Here is a 26,060-nt window from a genome sequence, read left to right on the forward strand (position 1 = left end):
CCACCTGATTCCGGCCTGTCCAGGCCCATGTCCAACAGATTGGCCGCCATGGCAGACGCATTGACCTTCAGCATTTCCAGCACCGACTTCAACCAGGACTACACCCCCGCCGAGAGTTCGCGCATCACCACGAACTTCGCGAACCTGGCCCGCGGCGAGAACCGCCGGGAGAACCTGGGCAACGCGCTGACGATGATCGACCGGCGCCTGAATTCCCTGATGCACTGGGACAATCCGGACGGCGAGCGCTTCACGCTCCAGTTGGAAATCATCTCCGCCAACGTGCACTTCGACTCGGCACAGGGTGCGCAGGACTTCCCGCTGCTGGAGGTGCTGAACACCAGCATCTTGGACCGCTACACCGGGACGAGCACCCACGGCATCGTGGGCAACAACTTCTCCTCCTACGTGCGGGACTACGACTTCAGCGTGCTGCTGCCGGCAACCGCCGACGCATCCGGCAAACCGGTGGTCCCGGAGGACTTTGGGGAGCTGCACGGCCGGCTTTTCCAGCATTTCCTTGACTCGGAGGCCTACCGCCAGCGCTTCGAACAGCTGCCGGTGATCTGCATCAGCGTCTCCACCTCCAAGACCTACCGCCGCACCGGCAACAGCCACCCGGTGCTGGGCCTGGAATACCAGCAGGACGACTACTCGCTGACCGACGAGTACTTCGCGAAGATGGGCCTGCGCGTGCGCTACTTCATGCCCGCCGGCTCCGTTGCCCCGCTGGCCTTCTACTTCCGCGGCGACCTGCTGAACGACTACACCAACCTGCAACTGGCCAGCACGATTGCCACCATGGAGACCTTCCAGAAGATCTACCGCCCGGAGATCTACAACGCGAACTCCCCCGCACCGGCCGTCTACCGGCCTTCCTTGGGCGCGCAGGACTTCTCGCGCACCCAGGTTTCCTACGACCGCGAAGAACGCACCCGCCTGGGCGCAAGCCAGGGCAGGTACACCGAAGAACACTTCATCACCCCGAACCGCGAACTGCTGAGCGCATGGGCCGCCGGCTACGCCGTCCCCGCCGCCTAAGCGCCCCTGAACACCTCACGAATTCAAAGGACCAGTTATGACCAATACCCTGCTTCCCACCTCCATCGTCGGCAGCCTGCCCAAGCCTTCCTGGCTCTCGGAAACCGAGACCCTGTGGTCGCCGTGGAAGCTTGAAGGTGCGGCACTGGCCGAGGGCAAACAGGACGCGATGCGCGCCGCGGTGCTGGAGCAGACCCGGCGCGGCATCGACATCATTTCCGACGGTGAGCAGACCCGACAGCACTTCGTGACCACCTTCATCGAGCACCTGTCAGGCGTTGACTTCGTCAACAAGCAGACGGTGCTGATCCGCGACCGCTACGAGGCCAGCGTGCCCAGCGTGGTCGGCGCAGTGGAACGCAAGGCCCCGGTGTTTGTGCAGGATGCGAAGTTCCTGCGCACGCTGACCGACCGCCAGATCAAGTGGACCCTGCCCGGCCCGATGACCATGGTGGACACCCTGCACGACGCCTACTACGGCAGCCGCGAAAAGCTGGCCTGGGAGTTCGCCGCCATCTTGAACCAGGAGGCCAGGGAACTGGAAGCCGCTGGCGTGGATGTCATCCAGTTCGATGAGCCGGCATTCAACGTCTTCTTCGACGAGGTGGCCGACTGGGGCGTGGCAGCCCTGGAACGCGCTTGCGAGGGCCTGAAGGCGGAGACGGTTGCGCATATTTGTTTCGGCTACGGCATCAAGGCGAACAACGATTGGAAGGCAACTCTGGGCACCCAGTGGCGCCACTACGAGAAGTCGTTCCCGCTGCTGCAACGCTCCTCCATCGACACCATTTCTCTTGAATCCCACCACTCGAATGTCCCGGTGGAGGTCGTGGAGCTGGTGCGCGGCAAGCGGGTCATGCTCGGCGCCATCGACGTGGCAAACCGGCAGGTCGAGACCCCTGAAGAGGTGGCGGAGACCCTGCGCAAGGCGCTTGCGTACGTGGATGCTGACAAGCTCATCCCGAGCACCAACTGCGGCATGGCTCCGTTCCCACGTGATGTGGCGTTGGCGAAGCTCAGTGCATTGAGCGCCGGCGCCGCTGTGCTGCGCGAGGAGCTTGTCGGCGCCCGCGTCTAGAACCCCGGTGGCGGCGCCGTCGCTGCCCGCGGAAGACTTCAAGACGATCTTGCGCGAGCACCCGGCGGTGCCGTGCTGATTACCGCGGACGCAGGCCAAGGCCCGGTGGCGCTGACCGTGTTGTCGGTGGCATCGGTGAGCGCGCAGCTGCTGCTGTTCTCAGTCTCGGCGCCGTCCCCGGCCGCCAGGGTGCTTGCCTAGGAGCACCAAAGATGGTGCATTTCCTGGATGCCCGGACATTGAGGTGACGAAGCTAGGTGCTTTTAGCGGCAGTGACCGTTTTGCCCAAACACAGACCTGGACCCAGCTGGAGAGTGGTGAAACCGTCTATGACTGCGTACGGGCCTGAGTGCGCTGCGAGATCACCGAACGTGTTCCGGCTGGAGAATCAACAGTGTTCATGGCACGCGCCCTAGAATCCCACGTTGCCCACAATGTAGCGCCGGGCCAAGCCGGAGATGTACTGGTCTATCACAACAGGTCGTGGCGCCGGCGCGGTGAGTACTCTGTCGTTGAAAGCGGAAATGCCAAGTAGTGTTTCAATTAATCACCGACTGACGCTGAACTTAATCAGAAGCTTCCATGAAGTAACTGTATGTCACTCCAGGCATGCCACCACTACCAGCAACTCATCTCGCCACGAATAGAACTCAACGAGAAATGCATCCGCAGGCAGCCTGACGTGGGAAATCAGCCAGCTTTCAAAGTTGCGCATCGATACACAAAAGCCCGGCCAAAGCCCTGAGCCAGCGCCATGAAGTAGGCGAACTTAGCATCAGCCTCAGCCAAAATTTGGTATCGCGAAATCGATACTGTTGCTACTGCCCGCCGAACACGGCGTGAAGAAACGACGCCAACCACTCTCTGATTCAGAAAAGCGACAACTGAAACAACGGCGCAGCGCCGGCATATCGATACGTCGTGCCGTCGAACGCGTTGACACAAGTTACTGCACAGCACAGAAATATCGTTCTGAATGGTAGGGCTACGCTGACAGCATGAGTAAGTCGACAGCTGATTAGGTCGTTGCCATTTTCATGACTCGATCTAAGATTTCTTGTAGCTGTGTTGGAGCTTCTGATGTCATACTTCGAGCGATCGTTCGGTAGATGGAACTATTCTTAGCAATAACTTCTCCAGTACTGGCTTCATGGGCGTCACATGCATCTTGCCATCCGGCCCACTCGTTCACTAGTAATGATTCAAGGTGGTCTTCGAAAATGGCAACAGTATCACCAACAACTTTGGAGGGCATATCCACCTCAGGCAGATTGAAGTACCGCAAGGCTTCTCGATTCATTTTATAGTTGTTATTCACACTATCTCGAACTTTTGAAACCGCAAGGTCCTTCGAATTGAGTCGAGCTTCGAGGCCTGAATCTGCATCAAAAATCGAGTACGTAGGAATTCCAAGGCATGAAAGTATTGCGTGGGGAAGCGCAAGCCCCGTCTTGCTTTGAGCTGGTACAACCACGACACCAGAGGTTTCTAACTTCCCGATAGATTCGCGATCGGCAAGCCCTTCAAGTACGGCGCGTTCTGTAGTTCCTTCAACGACTAAGGCCACGTTGGCGAAAATTGCTGAAGGTAATTGGCTACTGATCACACTTGCCAGTTGTCGCCTGGTCTGCTCATTCTTTGCCGGATTACCGATACGAACTTCGACATCGGCCACCGTGCATGAATGAACGGTAACGTTACGTTCCCCTCCCGTGGCACGCACCAAACGACGAACTTCATGGAAGTTCGCGCCATCAATAAAATAAGGACTATGCGTCGCGTAAGCAACCTGAATATTCTTACCAGTGTCTTCAGCAAGATCGCGAAGTACCTTGGCGAAGGCCTGAGCCTGAATCGGATGTTGAAAAAGTTCAGGTTCTTCAATAGCTAAGAAAATGACACCCTTCTCAGAAGCTGCCCCTTCAGTCGCCAACATTTGAAGTGCCGAAATGAGAATTGTCCTTTGAAACCCGTGGCCCTGACGATCAATAGTGGTTTCAATATCCCCATCTTGGATACTCACGCCAAAGGCGGTCTTTGCAGCCTTGAGTTCAACCTCCGATGGCGACACTTTGATCATCCGACCTGGACTATAGCTTCCTACAACCTCGTTGAGTCGGCGCGATACGTCTTCCAGTGGGTCTTTGAAGTGCTTTTCATATATTGATTGTTGGGTCTTGCGGCTAACTTCGATAAAGTTAGCGATTTCTTCATCTGCCGCCGTCCTGTCAATCGTTCGCTCGAGAATTCGGCCAATGATACTTGTCTTAGCATCAGACGATTCTTCCGTCGCGCGAAGATCTGCTGTGATCAGTACATAGTCGAAAAGACCGCTCATCTTACTGGCGCTATTGAACCCGAAAAAATCAGTTTGAAGCGTCTCGGGCGCATCTTCGAGTAAATCAGGATTTTCAGATTCGAACTGGCGAAGGTTAGCGTCAACGGCAGCGGTGCTGCCTACAGAAGAGAGACCAATCTCAGGATTTGCAGCTCTAAGAGTGTTATAAAGTGCCCGTTTCTCCGTTGCGCTGGAAGCATTGCGTATTTCGTTGAATGCGGGATACGACTTTGCGTTTGCTGATAGGTTCTCGCGGCCGTCGACAGAACGAGTCTTCCACGCAACGAATGTGGTTGCACCTTCAGGCACGTAAGATCCAAGCTCGGTTTTATCTTCGTCAGATAGTCCTGAGAATTGTACCTCTACACGAATTGGCTCGTTTGCGCATCCATTAGTAACGTCGTCATCTTCAAGCAGGGGGGTCTTTCCGATGGGCGCGAAAAACCAGTCCAGCGCCCGGAGCACGCTTGACTTACCCACGCCATTCGGTCCTACAAATGAAGTAATTGAGTTAAAATCAATTACTACATTCTTTAGGGAACGAAAATTATTAATCTTTACTTTAGAAATTCTCAAGAAAACCTCGCATGAGTTAGGAGCCTTTTTTCAACATAATAGCAGAGCTCAAAACTTGTTAAGTGATCTTCGAAAATTTATTCTTCCAATTTTACGTCAAACCAAGCGGGGTGGTCTCCATTTCCGCTAACTGATAGTTTGGATAAACAGAAAAATAGGCGCAAAACGCCTTGCGGAACTTGGATCACTTAACAGGCGAAACGCCAAACATGTTAATTCTCCGAGAGTGATGAAACCATATCACGTCAAAAAGTAGATGTCATCAAATAACTTGAGTGCGCTAAATACGGTTAGTGGGTACCGCAAATCCGGTCAGTCGATATGTCCTCCAGTAAATAGCAGATGCCAGAATCCTTCGCACGCCACGTTGATATGGACAGGACCTACGTCATCGGCGTCGAGCGCGGGGCACAGACCCCAACCCTTGACGTCATCGTCAACTAATGCATGGACTGGGCATCGAGCTGGCCGAGCTGCTGTCCACGCTCGATCGATCATGTTGAAAAGAACTTCGCTAGATCCATATCGACGCCTCACTGGGCCAGTACGGACTATGCGGATAGAACGAGAGAGTTCACAGCTTGAAAGCTGGGGGAGGGCCCAGCTCGATTCTGGGACGTCTTAGAGGTTGCGGTCGTGCTGCTGCTTCTCAGCGTCGTTCCGGAAATTTTCAAGTCAAGTGAGACCATTGGGTGCTAAGCAGCGAGCATCTCTTCACCTTCCTCCTGCGTCACCGGTTCGTTGATCCACGCGGCCTCAGGCATCTGTAATTTCTTCGGCAGCCTGCGCTGCCCGAACCTTTCGGGATGCGCGTCCCACGCCTTCTGCAACGCCATCAGCCGCTGGTCCTCAACATGCCCAGTCATCCCGAAATGCACGTCCGCAGGCGTATGGAACCCGATCCCCGAATGCCGGTGATGACCGTTGTACGCCTTCACGAACCGGTCCATGAATTCCCGGGCATCGGCCAGCGAACCGAACCGCTCGGGGAACACCGGAAGATACTTCAAGGTCTTGAACCAGCTCTCCGAATACGGATTGTCGTTGCTGACCTTCGGCCGCGAATGCGATTTGAGCACGTCCAGATCCGCCAGCAACGCCGCCACCGGCTTCGAGGTCATCGACGTGCCACGGTCAGCATGGACCACCTTGGGGATCTGGTCGGTGGCGAATACCTGCGCGATGAACTCACGCGCCAATTCCCCGGATTCACGGGCATGGACCTAGCAACCGACGATGTAGCGCGAATAGATATCGATCATCACGTACGCGTCAAAGTAGGTCCCCTTGGCCGGCCCAGCGAGTTTCGTGATGTCCCAGGTAAACACCTCTCCAGGCTGGTACGCCACCAGTTCCGGGACCTTTCGGGCTGGATGCCGGGCCTGCCGGCGGCGTTCGGCCACCTGCTTCTCACGACGCAACAGCCGATACATGGCCGAGCCCGAGCCTAAATACGTTCCTTCAGACAGCAAGGTGGCGTAGATCTGCTCGGGTGCCTGGTCGATGAACCGCTCGCTGTTCAGCGTCTCCAAGATCAGGGCTTCCTCCTGCGCGGTGAGCTTGTTCGCCGGTGCCGGACGCGGCGCCGTGGACGCTGATTTCGGGGCCCGCGCGGCACGCTGGTGGCGGTGCATGGTCGCCCGGCTGACCTCGGACAGGGCGCTGGCCTGCCGGGTGGGTACCCCGCCGCCGAGCAGCTGCTGGTAGGTGTCGGTGAGCAGGCTGCGTACTTCTACTTGGAATCCGCACTCTTTTCAGAATTGTTCCAAGAGCGCGTGTGCTTTTCCCATGATTTCCAGGGCGTTCTGCGTGGTGGCCAGCTTCTGTTCGCTGGCTGCGAGATGCTTTTTCAGTCGGACGATTTCCGCTTGTTCCTTGCTCAGCCTGCCCGTCCTGGTCCCGGTGCTGCCGCTGGTGCTGGCGGGGTTGTTCCCGTCGAGGATTCCCGAGTCGCGCAGCCTGCGCCACTCCACGAACTGCGAGGAATGCAACCCGTTGGCGCGCAGGTAGCCGCGGCCTTCGCCGGTTTGGATGGCTTGTTCGTAAGCGTGCAGGTAGGCGAGCTTCTGGGCCGGGGTGTTGGTGCGACGCTGCGGCTGGTCCGGGCGGGGCTGGGTGGAATCCATGGTCCCATTCTCCGGCATGGTCCCGGTGGCTGGGTGGATGGAGGCGATGCTCATGGTGGAGGTTGGTCCTGTTCTCGCCCTGTCTGGGGAGGGTGGTTTGCTATGAATCGGTGGTCTCACTCAACCCTGACAGACAGGGGCCTGACCGTCTCTTGGAAAAGTAACCACCGGTGTCCCTAAGCGTCCGAGCCTGTCAGGTTGATTGTGTAAGACCCCTAGTCAATTGATAAAAAGAGACTAGGAAAAACACGATATGACCATCCAGAAAGACCAGACCGAACAGAGCATGGAAAACGCCTCAGACATCGCCGAGAAAATCGCAGCCCTCGGCTCCATGGACGCCGTCAAGGAATCCGGGGCGTTCGACGAACTCATGGGATTCATCGACCGCGGAGAAATCCAGCTCGACGGCAAAGACGGAGAACATCGCAGCAGATCATCCCTGCCGGCCTGGAGCGCGGCCTGAAATCCGAGCTGAGCAGCCATCTGGGCTATGAAAAGGGCGAAAGCCACGGCCAGTTCCTGCCCAACTCCCGCAACGGCTCCTACCCGAAGACCGTGTCCACGATCGCCGGAGATATCGACCTGCAGATTCCCCGGGACCGGGCCGGAACCTTCGCCCCCACGCTGGTGCCCAAGGGCTCGCGCCGCACCGGCGGGCTGGATGAAATGATCATCTCCCTCTACGCCGGCGGCATGACCGTCCGGGATATCGCCTACCACCTGGAAACCACCGTCGGCACCCAGCTCTCCCACGACACGATCTCCAAGATCACCGACGAAGTGCTCGACGAGGCCGCGGCCTGGCAGGAACGCCCGTTGGAGGAGTTCTACCCGATCCTCTACTTGGATGCGCTGGTGGTCAAGGTCCGCGACGGCCACCAGGTGCTCAACAAGGCCGCGCATATGGCCATCGGCGTGACCGTGGAAGGCGTCAAGCATGTGCTGGGCCTGTGGGTCACGGAGAACGAGGGTGCGAAATACGCAGGCGCTGTGTCTGCGCCCAACTGGCCAACCGCGGCGTCAAAGACGTCCTGATTGCCTGCTGCGACGGGCTCACTGGCTTCCCGGAGGCGATTGAGGCGACGTGGTCGCGGGCGACCGTGCAGACCTGCGTGGTGCACCTGATCCGGGCGGCGAACCGGTTCGTGTCCTACGGTGACCGCAAAGCGGTCAGCGCGCAGTTAAAGAGCATCTACACGGCGCCGAGCATCGAATCCGCAGCCAAGGCCCTGGATGATTTCGAAGCGTCCGAGTTGGGGCGGAAGTATCCGTCGGCGGTGGCGACGTGGCGCAACGCGTGGGAACGATTCACCCCGTTCTTGGAGTTCGACCCGGAGCTACGCAAGGTCATTTACACGACCAACGCGATTGAGTCGATGAACTACCAGTTGCGCAAGGTCACCAAGTCCCGGGGCCATTTCCCCTCCGACGCGGCGGCGGTGAAGATGCTGTGGCTGGCGATCTGCAATATCGAGGACAAGCGCGCCCGGGAGCGGTTCAAGGACGCGCAGAAGAAGGGCCGGACCCCGAGGGCCGGCGCCGGATCGCATCTGGTGGAAGGGGCCGGGACCAACGGCTGAAAGCAGGCGTTGCAGCAGTTGGCCATGGCGTACCCGGAGCGAATTGAACCGTATTTGAAGTAATTGTTAAGAGCCCTGAATAACGGAGGTGACTAGGGGCTTACACAAACTTCCTGACAGGCTCAAGCATCCGCGCGTCAGTGTCAGGATGTCTACACTTTCCTCTTTAGCCACCCCGGAGCGCCCGGACGAAAACCGAATCGTCGCCGCGTTCGGGGGCGTGAACAGTTGCAAGACACTCCTCATGACTTTCTCCGCATGGACATAGCACGAGAGTATAGACCGGTTGCCCATGCCGCCAGCCAAGTAGTCGGTAAAAAGAGTGCCTAACTATCAATCGTATGTAAACATCCTGATACATTGGAGAATAGTTTAACTTGCACCTAATTCACGAGGATCAATGACAGCACTGACACCAGATGAGCAACTCATCAAGTCGCGCCATCGAGTGAGAACACACGGTGAGGTCTTCACCCCAAGGTCGATGGTCAAACAGATGCTTGACCTCGTAAAGACAGAGTTGGAAACTGGCCCCAACTTCGTAGACAAGACCTTCTTTGAGCCTGCCGCCGGTGATGGAAACTTCCTGGTTGCCATCCTCTGGCGGAAGCTCCACGCCATCGAAAAGCGCTACCAGCCAGCCTTCTGGCAGACCGAAACGTTATTCGCGCTGGCTTCGATCTACGGCATCGAGCTTTTGAAAGACAATCACCAGGCAGCGCAAGACTCACTTCTAGACATTTTCGTTGAGTTCCACGAACGCGCTGGAAACTCCTGTGGTCCGCGCACGAACCTCTACCGTTCTGCAACCATGCTGATCGAGTGCAACATCCTCCAAGGCAACACCCTCACAGGACTCGACGCTGCTGGAGACGAGATTCAATTTTCGTGGTGGCACCGCGTGCTCAACGAACCGGGTATGGTCCACCGAGAACCGTTCTCTCTTTCATCTTTGCGAAACTCATCTACTGGCAAAGGAATGTTCGATTTCGCGCTCTACGAATCTTACGAGGTCTGCCGCGTCGAGCATGTCTACAAAGAAGTGAAGGCTAATGTCTAACCCGAAGATCAGCACTTTCCACGAGGTCACACCGTACGTCTACTCGTGGACGACACCAGATATTCCGAAGTATGCCGGCTGGGAGAAGATCGGATACACCGAACAATCCGGTGGCCCGGACGCCCGTATCGCTCAGCAGGCTTCCCAACTGTCGGTCCGCAAAGAAAAGTTGTGGGCGCTGCGGGCGTTCTTCCAGACTGAACGCGGCGGCCGCTTCACCGATAAGGACTTCCATGCCTACTTGAAGCAGCAGGGCATTGAGCGGGAATACAACCCCGATGCCAAGCCAAAGCGCACCGAGTGGCATCACTTCGCCTACGCTCCGCGAACCTCCAAGGAATACTTCCTTCAGTTCGCCAGCCAGGATGAAGTCGATATGCAGCGCGCGGGCACTGAGGACTACGCACTACGCCCCGAACAGGATGCTGCTGTTAAGCAGGCTCTGGAGGCGTTCACCTCTGGGCATGACGCGGTGCTGTGGAATGCCAAGCCGCGTTTCGGCAAGACGATAACGACCTATGATCTAATACGCAAGCTCGAAGCACGCAAGATCCTGATCGTAACCAACCGGCCTGCCATTGCCAACTCATGGTTCGATGATTTCACCCGCTTCATCGGACACCAGACTTCATATGTTTTTGTTTCCGAATCAGCATCGCTGGCGGGCCGCGAGACGATGACCCGCGAGGAATGGCGAAAGTACTCAGTCCAGAATCAGGACGAGGACCCGCGCATCGTGGAGTTCCTGTCGCTGCAGGATCTCAAAGGTTCCCAGTACTTCGGGGGCCACCACAAGAAGTTGAAGCACATCGCCGAATTCGAGTGGGACCTGCTGGTGATCGACGAAGCCCACGAGGGTGTCGACACCACGAAAACCGACATCGCGTTCGACAACATCAACCGCACCCAGACACTGCATCTGTCCGGCACACCGTTCAAGGCCCTGGCTTCTGGCAAGTTCAACCAGGAACAGATCTTCAACTGGACCTACGAGGACGAGCAGACCGCTCGCGAAGAGTGGTCGGATGAGTCGCGGGACAATCCTTACGCATCTCTGCCGATGCTGAACATGTACACGTACCAGATTTCGCGGATGATCACCGACCGTCTGGCTCAGGGTGTGGCGCTCTCTGAGGACGAAGCCAACATTGACTATGCCTTCGACCTCAATGAGTTCTTCACGACCAAGGACAACGGCGTTTTTGAGCACCGCGAGGACATCCTCAAGTTCCTAGATTGCCTGACACAGAATGAGAAGTACCCGTTCTCCACGCCTGAACTACGCGAAGAAATCAGGCACTCTTTCTGGCTGCTGGACCGTGTCGCTTCGGCCAAGGCGCTCGAAAAGCTGCTGAAGCAACACGAGGTGTTCAAGGACTACACGATCATTCTCGCCGCTGGCGACGGCAAAAGCCATGACAGCATGGACGTGGCTGCTTCCGAGAAGTCGTTGGACCGAGTGCGCACGGCAATTGCTGAGGCTGAGAAGAACGGCGGCAAGACCATCACGCTGTCGGTCGGTCAGCTGACCACCGGTGTCACCGTGCCAGAGTGGACTGCCGTACTGATGCTGTCGAATCTGTCCTCGCCAGCTCTGTACATGCAGGCAGCGTTCCGCGCCCAGAACCCTCACACTTTCATGCGGGGCGAGCACGTGCTGCAGAAGAAGAACGCCTACATCTTCGACTTCGCGCCAGAACGCACCCTCAGTATCTTCGATGACTTCGCCAATAACCTACGCTCCAACCCATCGGGCAACCATCTGGTACGCCAGGACAACATCCGCCGCTTGCTGAACTTCTTCCCAGTCATCGGTGAGGACTCTGAGGGCAAAATGGTGGAGCTTGACGCCGCCCAGGTGCTCACGATTCCGCGGGTGTTCAAGGCCAAAGAAGTCGTGCGACGTGGGTTCCTCTCCAACCTGCTGTTCGATAATGTGGCCGGCATCTTCCGTTACTCGGAACATGTGAAAAAGATTCTTGAGAAGCTTCCCGAAGCCAAGGAAGGAAAGCTCAAGAGCGGCACTAAGATCTCCCTTGACGAGCCAGTTCCAGTGACCGACTTTGAAGGCAATGTCCAGATTGATGTTGAGACCGTCATCAATCCTAAGATTGCTGAGCTCGGCGCTCCTGTCTGGAGCAAGGAAGAAGTTCCTGCCTTCAACCCAGGAAAGCCGGCCACAAAGTTGGCCAAAGAACTGGCCGGCTTCGTCACTGAGAAGACTCGTGAGACTCGCGAGAAACTTAAGGAAGAATACGGTCTGACCAGTGCCCAGGTCGACCGCGACATCAAGCGCACTGAAGCTGAGGTGGAGGCTGCTGTTGAGCGTGCCATTGTCGAAAGAAACATTGCTGAGAAGCACCTCGAAGACGAGCGGGAGAAAGCCACCACGGACGAAGAAGTGGCAACTGTCAAGGAAAAGAAGGTCGAAAATGATTCTGTGTTTGAGGCAGAACTCATGGCCATTCTGAAAAAATCTTCCGAGGAAGTAGCAACGGAAACCGTCACTCGTGAAGAGACCAAGAAGGAACAGAACCGGGCCAACGCCACGATGGACGATGCTCGTTCCCACCTGCGCGGTTTTGCACGCACCATCCCTCTGTTCTTGATGGCATATGGGCACGAGGACATGCGCCTAGCAAACTTCGATGTCCACACCCCAGATGATATCTTCCAGGAGATCACCGGTATCAGCGAATCCGAGTTCCGCATCCTCCGCGACGGCCAGGAAGTAGTCGAGGAAGACGGGCAGGTAGTCCAGATCCCTGGGTTCTTCGATGAGGCTGTATTCGATCAGTCAATCCAGGAGTTCCTTGCAAAGAAGGCCGAACTCGCTGATTACTTTGACGACTCGCTAACCGAGAACATCTTTGCCTACATTCCACGGCAGAAGTCGTCGCTGGTCTTCACCCCTCAACCTGTGGTGAACCAGATGGTTGACCTGCTTGAGAAGGAGAATCCTGAAATCTTCGAGGACCCAACGAAGACCTTTGCGGACCTCTTCTCCACAGCAGGACTGTTCCTGATGGAACTGGTGCGTCGCCTCGACACCGGGTTGGCAGTCAAGATCCCCGACCAGCAGCAACGACTCAGGCACATTCTCACCAAGCAGCTGTTCGAGATGAGCCATAACCAGATCCTCCATGACATCACCGTTGAAGCTGTCTCTGGCGGCATTGGAAAACGAAAACAGTGGATGGAGGACTCTGGGCACTACCAAGTCGGCAACCTAGCAACAATGACCTCAGACGAACGCAAGACCCTTGTCAACGACATGCTTCAGGAAGGCAAATGAACATGGAAAAGAAGTTCGATGTTGTTATCGGGAACCCTCCATATCAAAAGGAAGCGACGGGCGATGCAACTCATGCAATGCCCATCTACCATAAGTTCATGGAAGCCGCCTACGAAGTTGGCTCCAAAGCTGTACTGATCACTCCTGCCCGGTTTCTGTTCGATGCGGGGTACACACCCAAAGCATGGAATGAGACCATGTTGAGTGACAGGCATCTGAGCGTTCCTTATTACGAGCCCAACAGCAATGACCTGTTCCCTGGCACTGACATCAAGGGTGGAATTGCTGTGACGTACCGTGACGAAAAGCGCGACGGAGAGCCCATTGGAACCTTCACCAAGTACCCGGAACTTAATGAGATCCTGCACAAAGTCATGTCGCAAGACCATTCGTCTTTGATTGAAGCAGGTATTTCTAGCGGACGCTCGTATCGCTATACCGACGTGATGCATGCGGATAACCCTCAAGCTGCTGCGGTACTCTCATCTGGCCATCAGTATGTAATAGGTACTCATGCTTTCCAGCGCACGCCGTTCTTGTTTCATGATGGGATTCCGAACGACGGCAAAAAATACTCCGTCGTATTGGGTCTCGACGGAAAGAAACGTGCACGTCGTTGGGTGTGCAGTGATTACATTTCGGGCCCAGATGCTCTAGACAAGTTCAAAGTAGCAGTGACTGCCGCAAATGGCTCTGGACAACTTGGAGAAGCACTTTCAAGTCCTCTGGTAGTCGAGCCTAACGTCGCGGTGACTCAAACCTTCCTAACGATTGGCTCTTTCAGCAATGAAACTGAGGCAAACGATTGCCTTAAGTATGTAAAATCAAAATTTGCCAGGGTCATGCTTGGTGTATTGAAAGTAACTCAGCACAACCCTGCTAAAGTCTGGAAATACGTTCCACTTCAGGACTTTACTGGGAAGTCAGACATCGACTGGTCTAAGTCAATCCCAGAGATTGACGAGCAGCTGTACAAAAAGTACGGACTCAGCGCTTCGGAAATCGATTTCATCGAGTCCAATGTCAAAGCTATGGATTGAGCTCTGCCATCATGGTCGAAACTGATTCAAGTGCCATGAATGAGATCGCCCAGCAGGTCCGTGCAGCACGCACGGGCTTGGGGCTGTCCCAGGGTCTCCTTGCTTCCAGGGCGGGCGTATCCCGCCCGTCCGTAGCCCGCCTGGAGGCCGGCGAAGATGTCAGCACCGATACACTGAGCAAGATTTCAGAAGTGTTGGGGTTGAAACTTACCCTTGCTGAGGTGCAGCTAGAGGACGACCAGTAGGCCGTCACCTTCCGTCTCTCGGCTGCCGGATGCCAACCACGGTGGACTTGTCCGTCCTGCCATGCTGTTGCTCCAGTGACAGCACGTTGATGACGCGTTCCAGCTGTTGCTGGTCGTTGGTCAGCTCACGGATCTTTGCTCTGAGCCGTGTGATCGTCTCCTCACGTTCTTTGAGCTGTTCTCGGAGCTTGACCGCCACGGCAGGTTCGCTTCCTGTGGCCTCGACGCGGATCTTGAACTCGTCTTGCAGATCGGTGAACTTGTGAGTCAACTTCACTGTTTCCAACCGAAGACTCCAATCAGCACAATAGTTCCCATGGACTATGACAACCCGCTGATCCTCGACGACATCGCAGCTTGGCGCGCCTGGCTTGATGTCAACGAAGAAACTAGCGACGGGGTCTGGCTGCTCATAGCCAAAAAGGGCACCACTGAACCGACCTCCCTGATGGTTGCCGACGCGTTGCAGGAAGCTTTGTGCAGCGGATGGATCGACGGACAGCGCCGCAGCCACGACGAAGCAACATTCCTGCAGCGCTACACTCCCCGGCGTAAAACTTCAGTATGGTCCGAAAAGAACACGCAGTTCGTGGCAGCACTCATCGAACAGGGCAGAATGCGCCCACGCGGACAGGCAGAGATCGACAAGGCCAAGGCAGACGGCCGATGGGATCGCGCCTACCAAGGGCAAGCGACGGCTCAGGTTCCCGAGGACCTGCAGCGCGCCCTGAATGCGCAGCCGGCTGCCAAGGCGGCATTCGAAGCACTGAAGTCCCAGCCGCGCTATCACATCCTGCATCAGCTGATGATTGCCAAGACCGAGAAGACCAGAGCCGCGCGCATCGCACGTTTTATTGCCCAATTGGGCGAAGAGTCCGAGTGACGTGCGCAGAATACAATTTCCAAGTATTTTCAATTGATTCATTGGCGGCTTGACTGGGCTACATGAAGAATCCTTTAGAGGGTCTCCATACCCGTTTCACATTAGTGGAGCATGGTGAAACTTGAGAGGAAAAACGAGCAGCCGCTCCAACCATCGGGCTGCTGCTGATCCCGGAACTTTGCCGACTTGAAATCGCAGCCGAGGTACCACATCCTGCACCAACTGATGATTGCCGGAACCGAGAAAATCAGAAGCAACAGGTTGGAGCGATTCATCTCAGAATTGAATCGCGAAACCCCTTGATCAGGCAAGAGTTTTGCTCCGCCGTCAGCTGAACGATTGACTTAGGTGACCTTTTCTACGAGCTGTCGAATATAGCGAGTAGACTCTGAGTTATTCAGGGGGTTTACCCCCACCGACCCGAGATGAGTTACCTCGGATCGCCATGATTTTCGAAGGGAGTTCAGAATGCAGCTTGAAGGCAAGGTCATCATCGTTACGGGTGGCGCATCCGGCATCGGCGGGGCCATCAGCCGCGTCCTGCTCCGCCGCGGAGCAAAGGTCGTCGCAGTGGACCTCAACGCCGAAGCGGGAGCCAAGCTCAAGGAAGAAGCCGGAGATTCACTGGCCTTCATCGCCGGCGACGTCAGCAAGCAGGAAACCGCAGATGCAGCCGTAGCCGCAGCCGTGGAGAACTTCGGCGGACTGAACGGCCTGGTCAACAACGCCCACGCTTCGCGCCAGGCACCTTTCACCGATCTGGACCAGGCTGCCTGGGACCTCTCGTTCAACACCGGCTTCCTGGCGACCCGCCAGTTCATGCTCGCCGCCTACCCTCACCTGAAGGACAACGGCGGCTCGATTGTGAACTTCGGTTCCGGCTCGGCCATGGTCGGCCAGCCGACCCAGGCCGCCTATGCTTCGGCCAAGGAAGCCATCCGCGGCTTGTCCCGCGTGACTGCCAACGAATGGGCGGCCAACAACATCCGAGTCAACGTAGTTTCGCCAATGGCACTGACCGACGGCGTCAAGGCCTGGAGCCAGGCCTTCCCAGACTTGTACGAGCAGTCGCTGACCAAGGTTCCGCTGGGCCGCTTCGGCGATCCCGAGACCGACGTCGCACCGGTTGTCGCATTCCTGCTTTCGGATGACGCCAAGTACGTCACAGGCCAGACTCTCATGGCAGATGGTGGTGCCAATAAGCTCTACTAACCTCTAGACCTCTTTCCTACATTTCAGGCTCCGGGATATTGCCCCGGGGCCTGAACTGTTTAAAGGCCTAGCGTCTGACGGACTCGGCAATCATTGCTCCCGCATGAAGCACGGCCCCGGATACCACCAGCAGTCCGCCGCCCACCGGTTCACCCAGGACGAATATGCCCAAGCCGATCAATACCAGTGTCCAGCCGACAACCATCGTCGCGGTGGAACCTGCTGTGCCCTTTTTGCCAGTACGCTCTGAAGTTTGGGTCATGGCCAGATTCTATCCGCTGGATCATTTCTATACAGGCCAAAAGCACGGAAATTGGACTTCTGGGTTCCTTGCCGGCGTTCCAGCTTGTCCACGTGCGGTCCCAGCAGACACAATAGCCAGGTACCCACCAACGATTGGAAGCTCCGTGACCCTGCGTGTTCTCGTCCCCTGGCAACAACTCGCCGACGGGTTGAAGCTTCCCGGAATCGAACCGATCCTCTGGCACATCAACGATGATCCGCACGATGCCCCGGAAGCCGACGTGCTGGTGACCGAACGCCCGGTGGACCCCGAGCGGCGTGCCCGCGTCGCACGGATCAAGGGCCTGCAGCACGTGCACCTCTTGTCCATCGGCTACGAGTGGGTCCTTGAGCACCTGCCACGGCAGGCCACACTGACCAACTCCCGCGGTGCGGTGGAAGACGCCACAGCAGAGCACTGCCTGACCCTGGTCCTGGCCAGCCTGCGTGAGTTGCCCCAGGCCCTGGAGCAACAGCGTGAACAGCGCTGGGAACGTATCTGGACGTCCTCTCTGCACGGATCGACAGTCCTGCTGCTGGGAGTCGGAGGAGTCGGCAGTGCCATTGCCGAGCGTCTTGCCCCGTTCAAACCTGCACAGGTCATCACGGTGGCCTCCACGCCGAGAACCCTGCCCGATGGGAACGCCATCCACGGAATCGATTCAATCGAGGCACTGCTTCCGCAGGCGGACGTTGTCATAGTCGCGCTGCCCCATACCGCCCGAACCGAAAAACTGGTCAACGCTAAGTTCCTTGCACGCCTGCGCGACGGCGCGCTGCTGGTGAACATCGGCCGCGGCCCCATTGTCGACACCGACGCGCTGCTGCCGGAGCTGAACAGCGGCCGTATCCGCGCCGCGCTGGATGTCACGGACCCCGAGCCCCTGCCGGCCGACCACGCGTTGTGGACCGCTCAGAACTGCATCATCACCCCGCACATGGCAGGGGACACCGGGGAGTTCCTCAAACTGGTCAGCGAACTGGCCATCGAACAGGTCCGCGGGATACACGCCGGCAAGAAGCCATTCAACGTCGTGACCGACAGGAACTAGCGGGTTCGCGCCGCGCTCAACCCGGCAGTTACCAACTCCTTGGCCAGATCCACGGTAATCGGCGCGAGGGTAACACCCAACGGACCGTGCCCGGCGGCAACCACCAGGTTGTCGAACCCGCGGCATTCAATGATCGGCACGCCGCTGGCTGTCATCGGGCGCGCGCCCTGCCAACGTGTCAGCTCTTCCAAATCTGCGAGTGCTGGAACGACTGCCGCCGCGTGCTCCCGCAGCTTGGCAATGTCGCGGTCGGCGGGATCCGCCCCCGACGCCGCACCGAACCGCATGCCGCCGGTGATACGAACACGGCCCGGCATCGGGCTGATCACCACATGATCTTCAATCCCCATCAGCGCGCGATTCAGCTGGTTCTGGGGATCCGATAAGGTGACCGACCAGCCATAGCCCGGTTCAACCGGTACCCGGATATCCAGCAGCCTGCCTGCGGCACGGCTGTCGGCTCCAGTGGCGAGCACGACCTGCTTGGCGCCAAGATCGCCTTCGGTAGTCGTGAGATCCGTGATCCGCTCGCCTTGCTTCCGGTATCCTGTCACCTCCGCGCGAATGAGCCTGGCTCCGTGATCCATGGCGTCTTGCAGCCAACGGCGTGATGCGGCCTCCGGATCAAGGAATGCTTCATCGGGGAACCAGATCCCGCCGGAGACCTCGCTGCCCAAGCCGGGCTGAAGCTCGTCCGCCTGGGCGCGGTTAACCACTTCGCATTTCGCTCCGGCGCTTTGCATGCGCTCGGAATCGCCGCGCAGGGCATCGCGATTGCCTTGGGAGGTCGACAGCCACAACCAGCCTTGGACCGTAAGTCCCAGATCGAGACCGCTGTCCTGGAGCTCGTGATAACGCTGAAGGCTCCGGGTCGCCATCGAATGCAATTTGGCGGTATCCCGCTTCACACGCCCCGGACGGGAAGCGGCGGCGAAGCTTGCCAAGAACTTCAGCGTCTCAAGGCCGAGCGGGCGCGAGAAGGTCACCGGCGCATGGTCGCTGCCGAAGGATTTGACGCCCTCCCAGAGGTTTCCGGGGGTCGACATCGGCGTGGAGTAGCTCGGGACCACCAGTCCGGCATTTCCCAGGGATGAGCCCAGCCCGGGATGCGGATCAATGACTACGACATCCAGCCCTTCCCTGCTGAGCGCACTCGCCAGGCCGGATCCGATGATTCCGCCGCCGACAATTGCGACGTCCGCCCGTTCAAGGCTCATGAAGGTGCTCCTCAAGTTGCTGCGCTCCATGCGTGTGATGGCCTGCATCAGCGGCCGGACACCCACTCCATGAATATAGTATTGTGTTATACCTTACACATCATCATTGCGATATTTAAGTTTTTCGGCGATTCACGCATCACAGGGTTCGCGGATGATTGCCGCGTCAAACGAACATGATAAACAAGTAGTATGACTACAAGCAGCCACGCTCCCCTCCGAGCCGTCAGCCTCAGAGAGCAGGCGCGGAATGCGATTCGCACCTCTATCGTCATGGGCGAGATTGCACCCGGGCAGGTGGAAAGCGTCGTCAAGGTCGCAGCGGAACTAGGCGTCTCCATCACCCCTGTCCGCGAAGCAGTCATGGATCTGGCCAACCTGGGGATCGTAGAGGTCATCCGGAACAAGGGGTTCCGAGTACCCCAGTTGACCGATCAGGATCTGGATGAAATCTTCAAGATTCGCACCATGCTCGAAGTTCCAGCGATGCACGAAGCCGCGGAAAAATTCGGGGATCGCGATCCCGAGCCATTCCGCCTCCTTGCCGAGGACATCATCTCTGCCGCCAAGTCAGGCGATGTCCGCGCATTCCTGGAAAGCGACCGCCTGTTTCACAAGGCCCTGCTTGAAACCCTCGGAAATCGGCGCCTGGTGAATACCGTCGAGCAGCTGCGCGACCAGGCGCGAATGCAGGGGCTGCAGAAGCTGGCAGACCACGGCGACCTGACCGAGTCCGCAGTCGAACACCTGGAAATCCTCGAGGCGATCACCGCCCATGACGGCGAGCGAGCTGCCGCACTCATGAACAAGCATTTGGCGCACAGCCGCGGCATCTGGGCCGACCGCCCGGAACCTTCAGACGCCTAGCTGGAACCCACAGGCCGGAACGCATTCCGTTTCGGCCTTTGTCTCGCCTTCTTGGCATTCGGAAAGTGTTGTGTAACATATAACACAACACTTGATGTGGATCACAGCCTGCCCCGTGCACTTTGGCAGAGCTGATCACAAGATCAGTCTCGAAGGAAACACATATGAACACCAAGCTTTCTCCGATGCAGACATTCACCATCGGACTAATGCTCCTCGCCATGTTCCTCGGCGCAGGCAACATCATTTTCGCGCCCCTTGTCGGGCAGCAGGCCGGACGATCGTCATTCGTCCCCATGTCGGCATTTCTGCTGACGGGTGTTGGACTTGTACTGCTGGCCATCATCGTCCTCGCCCGGGCCGGCGGGCGTGTGGAACCGCTGTCCGATCGCGTGCATCCCTGGTTCTCCCGCGGATTCTGCGCCTTGATGTTTCTCGCGTTGGGCCCACTGTATGTCATTCCGCGCACCGGCTCGGTAGTATATGAAATCGCCATCAAGCCGCACATGGAAGTTTCAGCGGATGCAAGCCGAGTTATCCTGCTGATTTTCTCCACCGCGTTCACCGCGCTGACAATCTACCTGTCGCTGGATACCGGCAAGCTCGTGAACCGGTTGGGCAAGCTCATCACCCCCGTTTTCTCGGTCCTGCTGCTGCTCATCATCGGCAAGTCCCTGGTCACCCCGATGGGAACCCCGCAGGATCCCGTGGAACCATACCTGTCGGGAGCCTTCCTCAAGGGCTTCACCGAGGGCTACTTCACCATGGATGCCTTGGCCGCGCTGGTATTCGGCGGCGTGTTCATCCAGTCGATCCGAGCCGTGGGCGTAACCAAGCCGAGTGAGATCACCAAGGTGTTCATTAAGGCCGGCATCATCACCGTCATCGGCCTGTCGCTGCTGCACATCTCCATGGCATGGATCGGCTCCTCCAGCGTGGAAGCCATTGGGTATCTGGACAACGGCGGGGCAGTGCTTGCCGAGTCCTCGCGCTACCTGCTGGGCACCGCCGGCGTTGTCGCCATGGGCGTGATCGTCTTCCTGACCGGCGTCACTACCAATATCGCCTGTCTGTCCTCGGTCTCCGAATACTTCGGCAATACCATGCCATCGATTTCCTACCGCGTGTGGGTATACATCTTCGGCGCGGCAGGCCTGCTTTTCACCAACTTCGGACTGGACACCGTCCTGGAAACCGCGATTCCGCTGCTCATGTTCCTCTACCCGCTGGCCATCACACTCATCCTGCTGGTCCTGTGCAACCGGCTTTTCTCCGGATACCAGTCCGTCTACGTCGGCGCGATGGTCGGAGCCGGATTCATCGCAGTCTTCGACGCCGTGAAATCCGCCGGATTCTTCGTCGAGCAGATCGACAGCACCCTGGGATTCATTCCGATGTTCCTCCAGGGCGGAGGCTGGATCATCCCAGCCCTGATCGGAGCTGGCCTGGGGTATGTCGTTGCGCGCATGCGCAAGGAACAACCGCGCAGCTTCGCGCACCAGCCCGAAGTAGCGGCCCCTGCGCCTCAGTCGGCCAGCCCGGCTGGCCACCCCGCCGCAAATTAGCAAGACCGCAAACCCCGAAGAACGAAGTGAGAACCAATGCAAACCACTACAAGCACCGCACCGACCTGGTACTCCACTCAGCAGGTCCGCGAAGCAGTCAGCCCGGATGATGCGCGGCGCCTGCTGGAGAATGCCCTGGCGGGCGGTTTCGATCCCGCTTCGGACCCCGACCGCACCAGCAAGCCGGCCGGTTCCGGCGAGCTGCTGCTGATGCCGGCCACCATCGGCGATTGGTCCGGGATCAAGGTCGTCTCGGTGGCGCCCGAGAACCCGGAGCACGGCCTGCCCCGCATCCAGGCAACCTACCTGCTGATGGACTCAAAGACGCTGTCCACCCAAGCGCTGCTGGAAGGCGCCATGCTCACCGAGCTTCGCACGCCCGCCATGTCCGCTGTTGCAGCCGACCACCTGGCCCCTGCAGGGGCGTGCACTCTCATGGTCTTCGGCACCGGCCCGCAGGCCTGGGGACATATCGAAGCGATGTCTCGTATCCGTCCCATCAGCCAGGTGCTGGTCTCGGCCCGCAACGAGCAGCGAATCGAGGACCTGGTCCAGCGGACCAAGCAGTTCGGGCTGCAGGCGCGCGCGGCGGATCCCGCCGAGGTGGCCCAGGCCCAGATCGTTGTCTGCGCCACGAGCGCCAGGGAACCGCTCTTCGACGGCGCCCTGGTCCAGCCGGGTGCCTGCGTGGTCGCTATGGGATCTCATGAACCAGGAGCACGGGAGTTGGATGCGGATCTCATGGGCCGCTCGGTTGTCATCGTCGAGGACCCTGCGACCGCCCTGCGCGAAGCGGGCGACGTCATCCAGGCCATTGCCGACGGCACGCTGGGCCGCGACGGTTTCTCAACGGTCAGCCAACTGGTCAGGGGCGAGGTCGCGCGAAGCACCCAGCGACCGAACGTATTCAAGGGCACGGGAATGGCTTGGCAGGATCTCGTGGTCGCAGTAGGCGTCCATGAACATTTCGCCAGCCGAGCATAAGCTCGTCCTTTTGCGGGGCCGTCCCTTCGGGCGACCCCACAGCCGTGTCCAGACACGCAACCAACAGTAAAACATCCCTCCCTGCCCGGTGTCATCTAGGCTGGATCCTACGATGGATATCAGGGAAAAAACACACCAGAGCGGCGGCCGCGACCGAGCCATCGCCGAGCCGCGCGTAGCCAACGAAGACGAATTCCGCGTCGACATCGAGCGGATCCGCTTCTCTCCCTATTTTTCGCGCCTGTCTTCGGTCACCCAGGTGATCCCGCAGGCGGGCTCCGGCACGCTGGTGCACAATCGGCTGACCCACTCGCTCAAGGTGTCCGCGGTGGCCCGCTCCATCGCCATCCGGCTGCGAACAGCTGACGAAGCAACTAGAAGACTAGTCAGTGAGTTGGGTGGCTGCGACCCAGTGGTCGTGCAGGCCGCCGCCGCGGCCCACGACCTCGGCCACCCGCCGTTCGGCCATTTGGGCGAGCAGGAACTGGACCGGGTAGCCCGCAGCGTGCTCAAGCTTCCCGACGGTTTCGAGGGCAACGCCCAGACCTTCCGCATCCTCACCGCGCTGGACAGCTGCGACGCGACCGCGCGCGGCATGAATCTCACCCGGGCCGTGCGCGCCGCCGTGCTGAAATATCCCTGGACCCGCAACGAGTGGCGCGCCCTGGCTCCGCTGGCGCCGGAGCTGCTGCCGCGCGGGGTGGGCATCGATCCCGCCGCCGGGGCGCTGAAGTTCTCTGCCTACGATGTGGATGCCGATGAGATGCGGGACGTGCTTTCGGTGTTCCCGGGTATCGCCAAGCACCAGCAGACCGTGGAAAGCTCGGTCATGGATATCGCGGACGACATCGCCTACGCGGTGCACGACCTCGACGACTTCTACCGCGCAGGGGTGTTGCAGTACACCAGCGTCTCTGCGGAGCTGCGCGCCTGGCTGGAGCATTCCACCGAACTCAGTTCCCTGAAGCAGTCCGAGCTGGATGCCCGCCGCCCGGGCCATGCGCTGGAACTGACCTGGCGTCGCACCCGCGCCAAGGACCCCTGGATCGCGGACGCGGAAGCCTTCCGCGAATCCGTCGAGCGGGTCGGCCACGACCTGGTCGAAGGCCTGCTCTCGGTCCCCTACGACGGCGGCCTGGAAGCAGACCGTGCGGTCACCGCCTTCACCCGGCGCTGGATCGACCGGCTGCAGGAATCGGTGACCGTGGAACGCACCCCGACCATCCGCAGCGGCCACGTCCGGCTGGGCGACGCCGCCTGGCACGACGTAATCGTGTTGAAGTTCGTGCATGCGCGCTTTGTGCTGGAGCGCCCGGACCTGGCCGTGTACCAGCGCGGGCAGACCCGCATCATCCGCTCGCTCGCCGAAGGATTCCATATCTGGCTCAATGATCCCGAGGACGCCGGACGCGCCCCGCGCCGTCTGCTGGATTCGGTGGAGGCTACGACGGAGGAATACCGGCAGCTGCGCGAAAACACCCCGCACCTGTTCCTCCAGGCCGGCCCGGACGAAGTGCAGCGGCTGGGGCAGGCGCGGGCCATCGTTGACTACATCGCCTCGTTCACCGATGCCCAGGCGGTATCGCTGAATGCGCTGCTCACCGGCACCGCCGACAACTTATGGGAAGCAGGCCGCGGGCTCTAGGCCGGCCAGCGAGCGGAGCCTGCCTTCCCGCGGATTCGATCTGCGCAGTCGAGCGCTTCGACAAGATGGTTCACCCGCTGGTGAAGAACGAAAAGCCGCCGTGCTGAAAGTTTTCCAACTTTCCGCACGGCGGCTTTTCAAATATCCAAGGGCTTGCGGGAGACATTCCCGCGAAGCGGCGTCTGGGCTAGGCGGCCAGCTCGACCTTCTGCTCCTTCTTGGAGACATCCGGGAAGACGAACTTGTGCAGGGCCCACCAGCGGAAGACCATCGCCAACGCGGTACCGATGATCGGTCCGGAGATGAAGTCGGCGGCTTCCTGGAACAGGAAGGAAACGTTCGGGTAGTGCAGGCCGAAGACCCAACGCGAAATGTACAGCGGAGCCGAGTTAATCACGATACCCATCGCGGACACCGCGAAGAAACCGATGACCTGGATGCGCTTGCGGTGCGCATCATTGCGATCCTGGAAGGTGTACTGACGCGAGAGCACGTAGGACACCACGGTCGCCACGGTGTTGGCGATCAGGAATGCAGTGGTCGGATGGTCTTCCATCACGGTGTACTTCAGGCCGTAGTTCACGGCCAAGGTCACGATGAAGCAGAACCCACCGACGCCGAGGAAACGCAGGGCACGGACTACCACTGGATTTTCACGTAGAGCCATACTTCTCCTGAATTCGGTGAGCGCGAAAAACGCCTAACAAACCGATTTTAGTATCCGAGGCTGGGAACGGCCAATGAGTCCCCCGATTCCAATCTGTCGATCAGCTATGAATGCCGCCTGTTGTCCCCGTCTTTGCAAGGTACGGGGCAGGAGAATGTGAGCTTCCCCGCAACTTCTCCCCCGGTGCCCTATGAGGGCGTTTCGAGTTGTCGGGGCGCCGTGGCATGATCGGGGTATCGACATCACCCCACGGTAAGGAGCCTAGTGGACTCGCAGCTTCCCCTCAGAATCCTCGAAGCGGTCGGGCTGCTACACCGGCTGGGTTACCTCGGGCTGCGGATCTTGCCCGGCATCAACGCCTCCGGAACCGCCTGGCGCATCGTCATCTTCAACGTCACCGAATGGAATCCCGAGGACAAGTTCGGCGACCCGTACAATGCCTCGGAGACCTGCCTCTACACAACGGCCAGGGGCAATGTCTTCAACAACGACGTGCAGTTCCCCGAGGACGTCAGCCGCATCAGCGTCGCCGAAGCAATCCTCGCCGCCTTGCCCTCGCTGCAGCGCAGCACCCCGGGCGAGACCGGGAATCTGGACTACGTGCGATGGTATGCCCAGCTGCTCTCGCAAGTCACCCGTCTCAGCGAGCTGCCGGTGGCGTATGCGGACTACTTCGAAGATGCCGAGGGCTGGGAACTGGGGTGGGGCAGCGGCCGACGCTTCCAGGCGCCGCCGCGCTATCTACCCGAACCGGACGCATCGCCGGTGCCGGACAAGGCCGGGCAGCGCGACGAGCACTACGTTCTGGGTCTGTGCGCCGAGGTGCTGGGCCTGCCCTACGTCGGACAGCAGACCTTCGACTGGTTGCGCGGCGAGCCGTCGCTGAAAACCGGCGCGCGCAAAGCACTGCCGGTCGACGGCTATTTCGAGGAGCTCGGCCTGGTGGTGGAGTACCACGAACGGCAGCATTCGGAACCCGTCCCGTTCTTCGATAACAAGCTGACCTCCACCGGCATGCTGCGCGGAGCGCAGCGCAAGCTCTATGATGCCCGCAAGGCGGCTCTGATTCCGCAGCACGGGTTGACGTTGCTGGTCATTGATTACCGCGACTTCAGCCACAAGAAGGGCAAGATCCTGCGGGCTCCAGCACAGGACAAGAAGATCGTCGCGGCACTGCTGGCCAGGGCCGCTGAAGTGGCGGAGCCGGGGGTCATCGCTTCCTTCTCCGCGCCGTCGCAAGAAGCACCCGCGACGCGTTAAAAGCCGCACGGCACCACCCCTTCGGGGATGGTGCCGTACGGCTT

21 protein-coding genes and 2 pseudogenes are annotated in these 26,060 nt (G+C 58.9%); 16 read left to right on the top strand and 7 right to left on the bottom strand.

Annotation, left to right across the window (positions count from 1 at the left end; translation table 11 throughout):
- Nucleotides 1-48: 48 nt before the first annotated feature.
- The 3 genes from C1H84_RS05935 (at nucleotide 49) to C1H84_RS18510 (ending at nucleotide 2,320) form a co-directional block, all read left to right on the top strand.
- Nucleotides 49-1,041 carry a putative oxygenase MesX gene (locus tag C1H84_RS05935; RefSeq protein WP_113606916.1) on the top strand — a complete coding sequence of 331 codons (993 nt, stop codon included), beginning with the start codon at nucleotides 49-51 and terminating at the stop codon, nucleotides 1,039-1,041.
- Nucleotides 1,042-1,078: 37 nt separating this feature from the next.
- Nucleotides 1,079-2,119: a methionine synthase gene (locus C1H84_RS05940; protein WP_113606828.1), complete on the top strand. Its 1,041-nt coding sequence runs from the start codon at nucleotides 1,079-1,081 to the stop codon at nucleotides 2,117-2,119.
- A 72-nt stretch (nucleotides 2,120-2,191) separates the two neighbouring features.
- Nucleotides 2,192-2,320 carry a flavin reductase family protein gene (locus C1H84_RS18510; RefSeq protein WP_244910820.1) on the top strand — a complete coding sequence of 43 codons (129 nt, stop codon included), beginning with the start codon at nucleotides 2,192-2,194 and terminating at the stop codon, nucleotides 2,318-2,320.
- Nucleotides 2,321-3,137: 817 nt separating this feature from the next.
- Here the strand turns inward: C1H84_RS18510 and C1H84_RS05950 are convergent.
- Together C1H84_RS05950 and C1H84_RS05960 are read right to left on the bottom strand one after the other, a co-directional pair.
- Complete coding sequence (locus C1H84_RS05950; protein WP_113606829.1) at nucleotides 3,138-5,033, bottom strand: AAA family ATPase; 1,896 nt, start codon at nucleotides 5,031-5,033, stop codon at nucleotides 3,138-3,140.
- A 695-nt stretch (nucleotides 5,034-5,728) separates the two neighbouring features.
- Nucleotides 5,729-7,213: pseudogene (locus C1H84_RS05960) on the bottom strand (IS3 family transposase).
- A 199-nt stretch (nucleotides 7,214-7,412) separates the two neighbouring features.
- Between C1H84_RS05960 and C1H84_RS05965 the strand changes: the two are divergent.
- From C1H84_RS05965 to C1H84_RS05985, 5 genes and pseudogenes are all read left to right on the top strand, one after another.
- Nucleotides 7,413-8,805: pseudogene (locus tag C1H84_RS05965) on the top strand (IS256 family transposase).
- Nucleotides 8,806-9,142: 337 nt separating this feature from the next.
- Entirely contained in the window at nucleotides 9,143-9,802 is a 660-nt protein-coding gene (locus C1H84_RS05970; RefSeq protein WP_146955923.1) for a methylase, read from the top strand.
- Nucleotides 9,795-13,097: a DEAD/DEAH box helicase family protein gene (locus C1H84_RS05975; protein ID WP_113606831.1), complete on the top strand. Its 3,303-nt coding sequence runs from the start codon at nucleotides 9,795-9,797 to the stop codon at nucleotides 13,095-13,097. Before C1H84_RS05970 ends, C1H84_RS05975 begins: the two co-directional genes overlap by 8 nt.
- Nucleotides 13,094-14,137 (top strand): Eco57I restriction-modification methylase domain-containing protein, encoded by a 1,044-nt coding sequence (locus C1H84_RS05980; protein WP_425323559.1) that lies wholly within the window; start codon nucleotides 13,094-13,096, stop codon nucleotides 14,135-14,137. Before C1H84_RS05975 ends, C1H84_RS05980 begins: the two co-directional genes overlap by 4 nt.
- A gap of 11 nt (nucleotides 14,138-14,148) precedes the next feature.
- Nucleotides 14,149-14,382: a helix-turn-helix transcriptional regulator gene (locus C1H84_RS05985; RefSeq protein WP_220124880.1), complete on the top strand. Its 234-nt coding sequence runs from the start codon at nucleotides 14,149-14,151 to the stop codon at nucleotides 14,380-14,382.
- A 4-nt stretch (nucleotides 14,383-14,386) separates the two neighbouring features.
- Here C1H84_RS05985 and C1H84_RS05990 read toward each other — a convergent pair whose 3' ends face one another.
- Complete coding sequence (locus C1H84_RS05990) at nucleotides 14,387-14,668, bottom strand: hypothetical protein (protein ID WP_146955925.1); 282 nt, start codon at nucleotides 14,666-14,668, stop codon at nucleotides 14,387-14,389.
- Between the two features lie 30 nt (nucleotides 14,669-14,698).
- Between C1H84_RS05990 and C1H84_RS05995 the strand changes: the two genes are divergently transcribed.
- Entirely contained in the window at nucleotides 14,699-15,265 is a 567-nt protein-coding gene (locus C1H84_RS05995) for a YdeI/OmpD-associated family protein (RefSeq protein WP_113606833.1), read from the top strand.
- A 101-nt stretch (nucleotides 15,266-15,366) separates the two neighbouring features.
- On the opposite strand, the gene C1H84_RS18205 is transcribed toward C1H84_RS05995, so the two are convergent.
- Nucleotides 15,367-15,540 carry a hypothetical protein gene (locus tag C1H84_RS18205; RefSeq protein ID WP_181728048.1) on the bottom strand — a complete coding sequence of 58 codons (174 nt, stop codon included), beginning with the start codon at nucleotides 15,538-15,540 and terminating at the stop codon, nucleotides 15,367-15,369.
- 193 nt (nucleotides 15,541-15,733) lie between these two features.
- Here C1H84_RS18205 and C1H84_RS06000 point away from each other — a divergent pair, with 193 nt between their 5' ends.
- Nucleotides 15,734-16,477: an SDR family NAD(P)-dependent oxidoreductase gene (locus tag C1H84_RS06000; protein ID WP_053797442.1), complete on the top strand. Its 744-nt coding sequence runs from the start codon at nucleotides 15,734-15,736 to the stop codon at nucleotides 16,475-16,477.
- 67 nt (nucleotides 16,478-16,544) lie between these two features.
- Here the strand turns inward: C1H84_RS06000 and C1H84_RS18210 are convergent, their stop codons facing one another.
- Nucleotides 16,545-16,739 carry a hypothetical protein gene (locus tag C1H84_RS18210; protein ID WP_181728049.1) on the bottom strand — a complete coding sequence of 65 codons (195 nt, stop codon included), beginning with the start codon at nucleotides 16,737-16,739 and terminating at the stop codon, nucleotides 16,545-16,547.
- A 145-nt stretch (nucleotides 16,740-16,884) separates the two neighbouring features.
- Here C1H84_RS18210 and C1H84_RS06005 point away from each other — a divergent pair, with 145 nt between their 5' ends.
- Nucleotides 16,885-17,811: an NAD(P)-dependent oxidoreductase gene (locus tag C1H84_RS06005; protein ID WP_181728050.1), complete on the top strand. Its 927-nt coding sequence runs from the start codon at nucleotides 16,885-16,887 to the stop codon at nucleotides 17,809-17,811.
- On the opposite strand, the gene C1H84_RS06010 is transcribed toward C1H84_RS06005, so the two are convergent.
- On the bottom strand, nucleotides 17,808-19,028 hold the full coding sequence (locus tag C1H84_RS06010; RefSeq protein WP_181728051.1) for an NAD(P)/FAD-dependent oxidoreductase: 1,221 nt from the start codon (nucleotides 19,026-19,028) through the stop codon (nucleotides 17,808-17,810). The genes C1H84_RS06005 and C1H84_RS06010 overlap by 4 nt on opposite strands.
- A 192-nt stretch (nucleotides 19,029-19,220) precedes the next feature.
- On the opposite strand from C1H84_RS06010, the gene C1H84_RS06015 reads away from it, so the two are divergent.
- The 4 genes from C1H84_RS06015 to C1H84_RS06030 all read left to right on the top strand — a co-directional run bounded on the left by C1H84_RS06015 (nucleotide 19,221) and on the right by C1H84_RS06030 (nucleotide 24,089).
- On the top strand, nucleotides 19,221-19,895 hold the full coding sequence (locus tag C1H84_RS06015) for a GntR family transcriptional regulator (RefSeq protein WP_113606836.1): 675 nt from the start codon (nucleotides 19,221-19,223) through the stop codon (nucleotides 19,893-19,895).
- A 164-nt stretch (nucleotides 19,896-20,059) separates the two neighbouring features.
- Nucleotides 20,060-21,460, top strand: a complete 1,401-nt coding sequence (gene brnQ / locus C1H84_RS06020) for a branched-chain amino acid transport system II carrier protein (protein WP_113606837.1) — start codon at nucleotides 20,060-20,062, stop codon at nucleotides 21,458-21,460.
- A gap of 36 nt (nucleotides 21,461-21,496) precedes the next feature.
- A complete protein-coding gene (locus C1H84_RS06025) occupies nucleotides 21,497-22,444 on the top strand; it encodes an ornithine cyclodeaminase family protein (RefSeq protein WP_113606838.1) in 948 nt (315 codons plus the stop codon).
- 112 nt (nucleotides 22,445-22,556) lie between these two features.
- A complete protein-coding gene (locus tag C1H84_RS06030) occupies nucleotides 22,557-24,089 on the top strand; it encodes a deoxyguanosinetriphosphate triphosphohydrolase family protein (RefSeq protein ID WP_113606839.1) in 1,533 nt (510 codons plus the stop codon).
- Between the two features lie 187 nt (nucleotides 24,090-24,276).
- Here the strand turns inward: C1H84_RS06030 and C1H84_RS06035 are convergent, their stop codons facing one another.
- Nucleotides 24,277-24,756, bottom strand: coding sequence for a GtrA family protein (locus C1H84_RS06035; protein WP_113606840.1), 480 nt, complete (start codon nucleotides 24,754-24,756; stop codon nucleotides 24,277-24,279).
- A 264-nt stretch (nucleotides 24,757-25,020) separates the two neighbouring features.
- Between C1H84_RS06035 and C1H84_RS18215 the strand changes: the two genes are divergently transcribed.
- Entirely contained in the window at nucleotides 25,021-26,016 is a 996-nt protein-coding gene (locus tag C1H84_RS18215) for a hypothetical protein (RefSeq protein ID WP_181728052.1), read from the top strand.
- Nucleotides 26,017-26,060: the final 44 nt, after the last annotated feature.

Source organism: Glutamicibacter soli, assembly GCF_003309065.1.
Lineage (GTDB): Bacteria > Actinomycetota > Actinomycetes > Actinomycetales > Micrococcaceae > Glutamicibacter > Glutamicibacter soli.